This window comes from Tenacibaculum sp. Cn5-46, assembly GCF_022347705.1.
Taxonomy (GTDB): domain Bacteria; phylum Bacteroidota; class Bacteroidia; order Flavobacteriales; family Flavobacteriaceae; genus Polaribacter; species Polaribacter aiptasiae.
On record NZ_JAKRGD010000011.1, the window covers coordinates 65,729 to 75,618 of the forward strand.

Consider the following 9,890-nt stretch of genomic DNA (forward strand, 5'->3'; position numbering starts at 1 on the left):
TTACAAAAAACATCATTAACAAAATATCATAAAATAAAAAAGTCTCCATCTAAAAAGATGAAGACTTTTGGTGGGCGCGAAGGGATTCGAACCCCTGACCCCTTGGGTGTAAACCAAGTGCTCTGAACCAACTGAGCTACGCGCCCGTTTTGCAATTAACTTCTTAAGAGTTGTGGGCGCGAAGGGATTCGAACCCCTGACCCCTTGGGTGTAAACCAAGTGCTCTGAACCAACTGAGCTACGCGCCCTTAATTGCTAATTGCGGGTGCAAATATATAACTCTTTTAGATATCTGCAATAACTTTTTTCACTTTTTTTTATAAAATTTCTGCAACAACAAACGTACTCCCTCCAATATAAACAACATCTTCTCTTCCTGAGTTCATTTTTGCTTTTTCAAAAGCCTGATTTACAGAATAAAAAGCTTCCCCTTCCAAATTACATGCATTCGCCTGCTCTTTTAAAAAAATTTCTGACATTCCTCGTGGAATATTTGGTTTACAAAAATAATAAGTCGCTTTTTGAGGAAACAATCTTAATATTTCTTCTATTTTTTTATCAGAAACCACACCTAAAACAATATGCAAATTTTTATAATTTTCTTTTTGAAGTTGCTTTAATGTATAAATTAACCCTTCTTTATTATGAGCTGTGTCACAAATTACTTTAGGATTTTCTTGTAATATTTGCCAACGTCCTTTTAAACTTGTGTTTTTAGCTACCTTTAAAAGCCCTTGTTTTATATTGTTTTCAGAAACAATAAAGTTTTTTAATTGTTTTACTGCTAAAACTGCCGTTTTTACATTTTTCAATTGGTATTCTCCTAGTAAATCTGTTTTAAACTTATTTTCTTCTTCTTCTGAAGCAAATAAAATTTCAGAATTACATCCTTTAGCTTTCTTTTTAAATACCTCTACAACTTCTTCTTGCCTTTCTCCTATAACTACTGGTATTTCATTTTTTATAATTCCTGCTTTTTCAAATGCTATCTCTGGTAGTGTTTCTCCTAAAAACTGAGTATGATCTAATCCTATATTAGTTATTACCGACACTTCTGGCTTTATAATATTTGTTGAATCTAATCTTCCTCCTAATCCAACTTCAATAACCGCTACATCTACCTCTTCTTTTGCAAAGTAATCAAATGCCATTCCTACTGTCATTTCAAAAAAAGATAACTGTTGCTTTTCTAAAAACTCTTTATTGGTTGTTATAAAATCTACAACACTTTCCTTTAGAATTTCTTTACCATTTATTCTAATACGTTCTGTAAAGTTCTTTAAATGCGGAGATGTGTATAATCCTACTTTGTATCCTGCTTCTTGTAATACAGAAGCTATCATATGACTTGTTGAACCTTTTCCGTTTGTTCCTCCTACATGAATTGTCTTGAACTTTTTTTCTGGGGCTTCTAACTCTTTACTTAAAGCTACAATATTTGTTAAGTCTTTTTTAAAAGCTGTTTTACCTTGACGTTGATACATTGGCAATTGTGCAAACATCCAATCTAAGGTTTCTTGATATGTCATATCTATTATTTATAACATCTCTATTTTCAGTATTGTGAGATGAAATTATTTTTGATGTAAAGTTATTATTGAGACAAAGAGAACCTGTAGATTATTGTTCCTCTTTGTTTTGATGGTGCTTTACCATCTGCATTCCATTTTGTTCTTAAAGCCGCTTCTTTAGCAGGTTTTAATAAACATGGCGCTGTGTTAGTTGATCCTTTTACTCCAGGTACTGCTTTAATCACCTTACCATTTTGATCTACTTCTATACTCACAACCACTGTTCCTTCCTCTTGGCACTCTGGTTTTTTTATAGGTTTGGATAATGCCTTTCTTCCTGCTAAGTTATAATTACCTCCAGAACCACTACCGCCTCCTCCATAATATTTATTAGAGCTAGGATCACCATTCTCTTTACCTTTTACACCAGCCTCATTATCATCTCCTTCTCCTTTATCTGCTCCATCTTTTGATGTCCCATTCAACAAACTATTTAAAGCATCTGTTGCTTCTTTTGAAGGCTTTGGTTTTGGTTTTTCTTTAGGCTTTTCCTCTTTAGGAGTTTCTTTTACCTCTTCTTTTTTTTCTTCTATCTTCTCCACCACTGGAACATCATCAGCTGTATCATCAGTAATTACTTCTTCCTGAATTGCTTCTTCCTGTACTTCTTGCACCTCTTCTACAACTTCTTCTTGCTGTTCTTCAGGTACTGATTGTGATTTTGTTTTTTCAACTGGCTCTCCACTACCAACATCTGAGTTTCCAAAATTAATTGCTACTCCATACTCAATAGGAGGATCAAGATACTTCATCCCGTAATTGAATATTCCAAATAATAAAAGCAACAGAATAATTGCTGTTATTACTGCTGATTTACGTTTATGTTGTGTATCTAAAATTGACATTTTATTTGCCCTTTACTGCTAATATCATTTTCAACTTGTTCCTATTTGCAATATCAATAACTCTCATTACATTTTTATATGGAACATTTTGATCGCCTCGTATTACTACTGTTTTCTTTTTACCTGGCCCAACTTTAGCTAAAATTGAGTTTTCTAAATTAGCATTACTAACTTTAGTTTTATCAATATAAAAAGAAGAGTTTTTTGTTATTGTTACTGCTACTGAAGTATTATTTTCTGTTTTCCCTCCTGCTTTAGGTAATAAAACATCTATTGCACTAACAGTAACTAGCGTAGATGTTAACATGAAAAAAATCAACAACAAGAAAACAATATCAGTCATTGAAGACATATTGAAACTTGGATCTACTTTATTTCTTCCTTTTAAATTCATTATACTGGTTCATTTAATAAATCTAAAAACTCAACTGATTTAGCTTCCATTTGATAAACTACTTTATCTGTACGAACTACTAAATGATTATATGCGATATATGCAATAATACCAACTATTAAACCTGCTACTGTGGTTGTCATTGCTGTATACAAACCATCTGATAACATTTTAATATCTATTTGACCGCCAGAGTTTGCTATTTCATGTATCGCAACTATCATTCCAATTACTGTTCCTAAAAATCCTATCATTGGAGCTGCTCCAGCTATAGTTGCTAATACCGATACGTTTCTTTCTAACTGATAAACTTCTAACTTACCTGCATTTTCTATTGCTGTATTAATATCATCTAATGGTTTTCCTATTCTAGAAATACCTTTACCAATTAATCTTGCAGTTGGTGTTTGTGTGTTTTCACACATTGCTTTAGCACTATCTAATTTACCACTAGTTACATGGTCTCTAATTTGATTCATAAAATTTTTATCAACCTTAGATGCTGCTTTAATTGCAAAAAAGCGTTCAAAGTATATATAAAGAGCTACTGCTAATAACACAAACAATAGTGCTATGATAATTTGTCCTCCTAATCCACCATCTTTAATTAACTGGATTATAGATAATGTTTTTTCTTCTGACACTTCTTCTAACAATTCTGTACTTTCTTGAAATAACAACATTAAAAATAATATTAGAGTTTGTAATTAATTTACGTTAACTAATTAACGATTTGTTTTATTGAAAATTGTTTTAAAATACAAGTATAAAAAAGTCTTCCTCAATAACCATGATTAAGGAAGACTTTATTTTTATTTATTATATTTTTTTAGATAAATGTTCTCATTAACATAAACGCTAATGATCCTACTATAAATCCGATAAAAGCTAACCAAGAGATTTTCTTTAAATACCAAAAGAAATCTATTTTTTCCATTCCCATTGCCACAACTCCTGCTGCAGAACCAATGATTAACATACTTCCTCCTGTTCCTGCTGAAAAAGCAATAAAGTGCCATAACGGATTATCAATTGGTTCAGAGAACATTCCTAATGAAGCTGCTACTAAAGGTACATTATCAATTACAGCTGAACCGATTCCTAATAAAATCACTACTAAATCCGAAACATTTGTTCCTGCTAACTCAGACCCCATTAAAGGAATTCCTTGTTTTAAACTATCAGCAAAATTAAATAAGATTCCTAAAGACTCTAAAGCTGCCACAGCCATTAAGATTCCTAAGAAAAATAAAATACTTGGCATTTCAATTTTAGATAAAGATGCATGTACTGGACTATGGTGAGCATGAGCATCAGATTCTTCGCTATCAAAATCTGTTAATGAGAATTTTGTTCTACTATAAATTTCAGCAAAAGTAGCTACAACTGCTAATGACAACATCATTCCTACATAAGGAGGTAAATGAGTTACTGTTTTAAAGAAAGGCACAAATACAATTGCTCCTAATCCTAAATATAACATTCTAGCGCTATGAGGACTTTTCTTTTTATCATCATCACTTTCATCTGTTTCTATTTCTCCTTTGAAAGCTGGTAAAAAAGACGCTATAAAAGTTGGTACTACCATACAAAGCACTGATGGTATAAATAAATACGCAACTAACATCGGTGTGCTTACTTTTTTACCTATCCATAACATTGTAGTAGTAACATCTCCAATTGGCGACCAAGCTCCTCCTGCATTTGCTGCAATAATAATTAAACCTGCAAACCAAATTCTATCTTCTCTACTTTTTACTATTTTTTGTAAAATAGAAATCAATACAATGGTAGCTGTTAGATTATCAATAATCGCTGATAATATAAATGCTAGAACACCAAACATCCAAAGAATTTTCTTCTTACTCTTAGTTTTTACATATCCTTTAATTGTAGAAAAACCATCAAAATAATCTATAATTTCTACTATGGTCATTGCTCCTAAAAGGAAAACTAAAATTTCTGCTGTTTTACCTAGATGATGTAACAATGTTTCTTCTACTAAATGCATTTTATCATCGTGGGCTAAGGCACTAAAACCTTCTACTAAAGCATGCTTTGACGAATCAAACCAGTTAGAAAAACTATCTACTCCTAGAGCCACTAAGGCCCAACAAATAGCCATCATTATTAATGCTGGTATTAATTTATCTAACTTAATGTTATGCTCTAAAGTAATGGCCAAATATCCCATTACGAATACTAAAATAATCGCTAACTCCATTTTTTATTTAATTTGTTTTTATATCAATTCTTTTAACGCGATTTCGAAGGCTGTCTCGCTAATTTTTGTTTTAGAAGCACTCTTTGCAAAAGTTTTTTGAAGTGCTTTCTTTATTGTGTTTGAAGTATCTGTGAATATAGCTTCGTCTGTCATTTCAACTCTACGTTCCATAAAGTATGCAAATACTCTTGCCATTCCACAATTTGAAATAAAATCTGGAATCAAACTAACTTTCTTATCAGTTTCCTCCATGATAGGGCCAAAGAATATTTCTTTATCAGCAAATGGTACATTTGCTCCACAAGAAATTACTTCTAAACCTGTATCAATCATTTTATTTATTTGATCTTGTTGTACTAATCTTGAAGCAGCACATGGAGCAAAGATTTCACATGGTAAGTTCCAAATACGTTCATTCATCTCCTCAAAAGGAATCATATTTTCAGATACTAAAGTATTACCATCTTTATTTAAGAACATTTCTTTAATTTCTTCAAACGAAAACCCTTCTTCATTTATTACTCCTCCAACTCTATCAATAATTCCAACAACCTTAGCTCCCATTTCTGCTAAATAAAACGCAGCTGCAGAACCAACATTACCAAAACCTTGTACAATAGCTCTTTTTCCAACTACTGTACCTCCATAGATATTATAATAGTGACGAATAGCTTCAGCAACTCCATAACCAGTAATCATATCAGCTACTGTATATTTTTTTAAAATACTTGGAGATAACTTTTCGTCTTCTAATACTTTTATAACTCCATGACGTAACTGACCTATTCTATTAATTTTATCAGCTTCTGTTGGTTTAAAGTGTCCATTAAAAACTCCTTCTTGCGGGTGCCATACACCTACATCTTCAGTCATAGGAATTACTTCATGAATTTCATCAACATTTAAATCCCCTCCAGTTCCATAATAGTTTTTTAATAATGGAGCCACTGCCTTATACCAACGCTCTAAAACTCCTTTTTTACGAGGATCGTGCGGATCAAAGTTAATTCCTGATTTAGCTCCACCAATAGCTGGTCCTGAAACAGTAAACTTAACCTCCATTGTTTTTGCCAATGAAGTTACTTCATACTTATCTAAACCTTTACGCATACGCGTACCACCACCAGCAGCACCACCTCTTAGTGAATTTATAACTGTCCAACCTTCTGCTTCTGTTTCAGAATCTTTCCAGTTAAAAACTATTTCAGGTTGTTTTTCTTCGTATTTTTTTAATAAATCTTTCATTCTAAATTTTATAGGTAAATTCAACTTTAATTGTTTCTCTTTTTCATTTTTTGAAGTTCTTTACAATTTGTCCCCATAGGGGAGTTAAAGTTGATTCATCTTACTGTGGTTTTTAATAATAGTTGTGCTTACAAAACTACCATAAAAAAACATATTTTACACATTATTAATTCAATTAGCTTTATTTTATAGAATATTTTGAAAGAAAATTGATTAAACATTTAAAATAACTCTGCTAAAATACACAGGAAACTTTAAATACTAAAAAAGTTTCCTTGGTTTTTTGTAAATTTTAACATAAAAATTAATTTTTATTTAGGCTGAAATATTTCTCCAGAAGAGTGGTTTTTATTTGCTCCTGTCACCGATGACAAGCAATTCACTTGATTATCAATCTTTAACACACCTAAAAAACCAAAAATTAACGCTTCCTTGTAATTAATAAGCTCATCACTAACTTTTTCTACTCTAGTTTTAGCATAAAAATCAATTCTTTCCATCAAAAAGGAGTTATATACACCTCCTCCAGTAGCTAAAACTGATTCACTATTTTTAATAACACTTCCTATTTGAATTGCTATATGCTCAACAAAAGTTCTTAATATTGTTTGAATATCTTTCTCTAAGTTATCTATCAATGGAAAAATTTCTTTTTGCACCCATTCTAAACCTAATGATTTTGGAGGTTTAATCTTATAAAATTTTAGTTGATTTAATTCATTCAATAAAATTTCATTGACATTACCAGTTGATGCTAAATTTCCATTATCATCATATTCCTGTCCTAACTTTCGTGTATAATGATTTAACACAATATTTACTGGACATATATCAAAAGCTATTCTCTTAGTATTCTTTTCAAATGAAACATTAGCAAAACCTCCTAGATTTAAACAATATTCATAGTCAGAGAATAATAACTTATCTCCTATTGGAACCAAAGGAGCTCCTTGACCTCCTAATTTTACATCTTGAGTCCTAAAGTCACAAACAACTTTTTTATTTGTAATATTTGCTATTTGTTGACCATTACCAATTTGTAAAGTGATTCCATTTTCTGGTTGATGCAAAATAGTATGACCATGGGAAGCTATAAAATCTAATTTTGATATTTCATTGATTTCAATAAACTCATTTAAAAGCTTACCTAAAAGGATTGCATACTCTATATCTAAGCTTTTCAGATCTTCTTTTTTATATGATATAGCTTTCTGTAATTTACTTTTCCATTCATCAGAATATGAAAAAGTATCTGCTTTTATAATTTGGAAGTTATTGTATGAATTTGAGTCAAATTGGATATAAGCTAAGTCAATTCCATCTAATGATGTTCCAGACATTAACCCAATACAATAAATATAATTATTTAACATGAAGTAAAAGTAGTAAGTCTATTGAAAATTTGCTATTAAAAAAGTATCTTTGGGGACATTTTTTACGAAATTAACAAAAATATAAATTAGATAATGGATTTTAATCTTACAGAAGAGCATTTAATGATTCGTGATGCTGCACGTGATTTTGCGCAGACCGAATTACTACCTGGAGTAATAGAAAGAGATGAAAAACAAGAGTTTCCTAACGAATTAGTTCGTAAAATGGGAGAATTAGGTTTTATGGGAGTAATGGTAGACCCAAAATACGGAGGAAGCGGAATGGATGCTGTTTCTTATGTATTAATAATGGAAGAATTATCAAAAATTGATGCTTCTGCTTCTGTTATGGTTTCTGTTAATAATTCTTTAGTATGTTATGGTTTAGAAGCATATGGTACTGAAGAACAAAAAGAAAAATATTTAACAAAATTAGCTACTGGTGAACAAATTGGAGCATTTTGTTTAAGTGAACCTGAAGCAGGTTCTGATGCCACATCTCAAGCTACAACTGCTGAAGATAAAGGTGATCATTACTTATTAAACGGTACTAAAAACTGGATTACTAACGGAGGTCGTGCTGATGTCTTTTTAGTAATTGCTCAAACAGATCGTTCAAAAAAACATAGAGGTATTAATGCTTTTATAGTTGAAAAAGGAATGGAAGGATTTGATATTGGGCCAAAAGAAGATAAATTAGGTATTCGTGGTTCTGATACTCATACATTACAATTTAACGATGTAAAAGTGCCAAAAGAAAACCGTATTGGTGAAGACGGATTTGGTTTTAAATTTGCCATGAAAACTTTATCTGGAGGAAGAATTGGTATCGCTGCTCAAGCTTTAGGTATTGCTTCAGGTGCTTATGAATTAGCTTTAAAATATTCTAAAGAGCGTAAAGCTTTTGGTACGGAAATTTGCAATCACCAAGCAATTGCATTCAAATTAGCTGATATGTATACAGAAATTGCTGCTGCTCGTCATTTGGTAATGAAAGCTGCTTGTGATAAAGATAATGGTATTAACTACGATCAATCTGGTGCTATGGCAAAATTATATGCATCTAAGGTAGCAATGGAACAAACTGTTGAAGCTGTTCAAATCCACGGAGGTAATGGTTTCGTAAAAGAATACCATGTAGAACGTTTAATGCGTGATGCAAAAATTACTCAGATTTATGAAGGTACTTCTGAAATTCAAAAAATTGTAATTTCAAGAAGTTTAATAAGAGACTAAGTTTATTCTCTAATAATATTAATAAAGCTCATCAAAATTGATGAGCTTTATTTTTTGAAATCTATTTTATGTAAATGTAATCCTGATGCTGGGGCGATGTTTTTTATTAAATCTACATCAGAATCTGGATTTAAACTATTTTTAATAAATTCTAAATCAAACTCACCTTTTCCTAAATCGTGTAAAGCTCCCATAATTAATCGAATTTGATTTCTCAAAAACCCTTCTCCTCTTACTATTAAAACATAACTTTCTTTAGGAAAAAAAGAAGCTGTTAATTCCGTATTTCTTTCAATTCTACAGTAAACAATCTCTCTTTCTACTTTAGTATCTTTAGATGGCTTAGTACAGTATCTTTTATAGTTATTAAAGCCTTCAAATAACTTAGCCCCCTCTTTCATTAATTCTATATCCAATTGTTCTCTAAAACGCGTTAAAAAAGGCGCTGAATAAGGATGGTTTTTTTCTCCGTAAGAAAAGTAATACCTATACTCTTTTAACTTTGGATGTTGAATGATATTAAAATCTCTATCAATATCTTCAATCTTTAAAGCACGCATATCCCCAGGAGCATTTGCATTAAAATCTATCATAAACTGATCAAAATCTACTTCTTCATCAATAAATAATTGAAATGCAAAATGACTTGCAGAAACTCTCGCATCAGTTCGTCCAACTCCTAAACTCTTAAGTCGAATTCCTTTATAAATAAACTTTAATGTTTTATCTAAAAAAAGATGCCCTGTTTTTAAGTTTGGTTGTTTTTGCCAACCATGAAAACGAAAACCTAAATATTGTATCGTTACTAAATAAGAATGTTTATAATTCATTTTTCAAATATAAAATTTTGGCAAAAAAAAACCTCAATCTTATTGTATAAGATTGAGGTTAAAAAGAAAGGCAACGACCTACTCTCCCACCATCGGCAGTACCATCGGCGCTAATGGGCTTAACTTCTCTGTTCGGAATGGTAAGAGGTGAGCCCCATTGCAATAATCACCT

The 9,890-nt window shown here is 31.3% G+C and carries 9 protein-coding genes, 2 tRNA genes and 1 rRNA gene; 1 reads left to right on the forward strand and 11 read right to left on the reverse strand.

The genetic code is table 11. From position 1 onward, the window contains the following. Nucleotides 1-68: 68 nt before the first annotated feature. The 9 genes from MHN29_RS18140 to MHN29_RS18180 all read right to left on the reverse strand — a co-directional run bounded on the left by MHN29_RS18140 (nucleotide 69) and on the right by MHN29_RS18180 (nucleotide 7,652). Nucleotides 69-146, reverse strand: a tRNA-Val gene (locus MHN29_RS18140). Between the two features lie 27 nt (nucleotides 147-173). After that, nucleotides 174-248, reverse strand: a tRNA-Val gene (locus MHN29_RS18145). Nucleotides 249-317: 69 nt separating this feature from the next. Continuing rightward, a complete protein-coding gene (locus MHN29_RS18150; protein WP_235276108.1) occupies nucleotides 318-1,529 on the reverse strand; it encodes a folylpolyglutamate synthase/dihydrofolate synthase family protein in 1,212 nt (403 codons plus the stop codon). Between the two features lie 65 nt (nucleotides 1,530-1,594). Beyond that, on the reverse strand, nucleotides 1,595-2,416 hold the full coding sequence (locus MHN29_RS18155; protein WP_235276109.1) for an energy transducer TonB: 822 nt from the start codon (nucleotides 2,414-2,416) through the stop codon (nucleotides 1,595-1,597). Between the two features lies 1 nt (nucleotide 2,417). Continuing rightward, entirely contained in the window at nucleotides 2,418-2,810 is a 393-nt protein-coding gene (locus MHN29_RS18160; RefSeq protein ID WP_235276110.1) for a biopolymer transporter ExbD, read from the reverse strand. Beyond that, entirely contained in the window at nucleotides 2,810-3,493 is a 684-nt protein-coding gene (locus MHN29_RS18165; RefSeq protein WP_235276111.1) for a MotA/TolQ/ExbB proton channel family protein, read from the reverse strand. The genes MHN29_RS18160 and MHN29_RS18165 overlap by 1 nt, the downstream gene beginning before the upstream one ends. Before the next feature lie 146 nt (nucleotides 3,494-3,639). Continuing rightward, complete coding sequence (gene nhaD / locus MHN29_RS18170; RefSeq protein ID WP_235276112.1) at nucleotides 3,640-5,034, reverse strand: sodium:proton antiporter NhaD; 1,395 nt, start codon at nucleotides 5,032-5,034, stop codon at nucleotides 3,640-3,642. Nucleotides 5,035-5,052: 18 nt separating this feature from the next. After that, a complete protein-coding gene (locus MHN29_RS18175; protein WP_150901346.1) occupies nucleotides 5,053-6,279 on the reverse strand; it encodes a Glu/Leu/Phe/Val dehydrogenase dimerization domain-containing protein in 1,227 nt (408 codons plus the stop codon). A 311-nt stretch (nucleotides 6,280-6,590) separates the two neighbouring features. Then, complete coding sequence (locus MHN29_RS18180; protein ID WP_235276113.1) at nucleotides 6,591-7,652, reverse strand: anhydro-N-acetylmuramic acid kinase; 1,062 nt, start codon at nucleotides 7,650-7,652, stop codon at nucleotides 6,591-6,593. A 93-nt stretch (nucleotides 7,653-7,745) separates the two neighbouring features. Here MHN29_RS18180 and MHN29_RS18185 point away from each other — a divergent pair, with 93 nt between their 5' ends. Further along, entirely contained in the window at nucleotides 7,746-8,888 is a 1,143-nt protein-coding gene (locus MHN29_RS18185) for an acyl-CoA dehydrogenase (RefSeq protein WP_150901344.1), read from the forward strand. 47 nt (nucleotides 8,889-8,935) lie between these two features. Here the strand turns inward: MHN29_RS18185 and MHN29_RS18190 are convergent, their stop codons facing one another. Both MHN29_RS18190 and rrf read right to left on the reverse strand, forming a co-directional pair. After that, nucleotides 8,936-9,718, reverse strand: a complete 783-nt coding sequence (locus MHN29_RS18190) for a tRNA pseudouridine synthase A (protein ID WP_235276114.1) — start codon at nucleotides 9,716-9,718, stop codon at nucleotides 8,936-8,938. A gap of 65 nt (nucleotides 9,719-9,783) precedes the next feature. Then, nucleotides 9,784-9,890, reverse strand: a 5S ribosomal RNA gene (rrf, locus tag MHN29_RS18195); the annotation flags it as partial.